Genomic DNA, 461 nt, shown 5'->3' on the forward strand with positions numbered 1-461 from the left:
ATTGTCAAAACCGGTTTGTAACAATAGAAGTTTCATTTTTGACATTGGAATTTTTACGGTTTTGTGTTTTCACGAAAAAAGTGTATCTTTACGCAGTCTCAAATATAAAGAAAGGAGTTACTTATGGTACTGATAGCAAATCCTATATATGATTCGGTGTTCAAATATATGATGGAGGATGACAGGGTGGCAAAGATTATGCTTTCCGCTTTGCTTCAGAAGGAAATTATTCATCTTGAAATGCGTCCTCATGAATATACAGGCGTAACACAAAGGAAAATCTCCATGATGAGAATTGACTTTGCAGCTACCATAAAGAATGAAGACGGAACGCAACAGCTTATTCTGATTGAATTGCAGAAGACGTGGCTGGTGACTGAGACATTGCGTTTCAGGCAATATCTGGGAAGCCAGTATATTGATAAGAAGAATGTTCCGGACAAGGATGTAAACCCTAAAGG

1 pseudogene is annotated in these 461 nt (G+C 37.5%); it reads left to right on the forward strand.

From position 1 onward, the window contains the following. Positions 1 to 123 precede the first annotated feature (123 nt). Positions 124 to 461: pseudogene (locus NW213_RS16840) on the forward strand (hypothetical protein); the annotation flags it as partial.

This window comes from Bacteroides sp. ET336, from assembly GCF_024733815.1.
GTDB lineage: Bacteria > Bacteroidota > Bacteroidia > Bacteroidales > Bacteroidaceae > Phocaeicola > Phocaeicola cellulolyticus.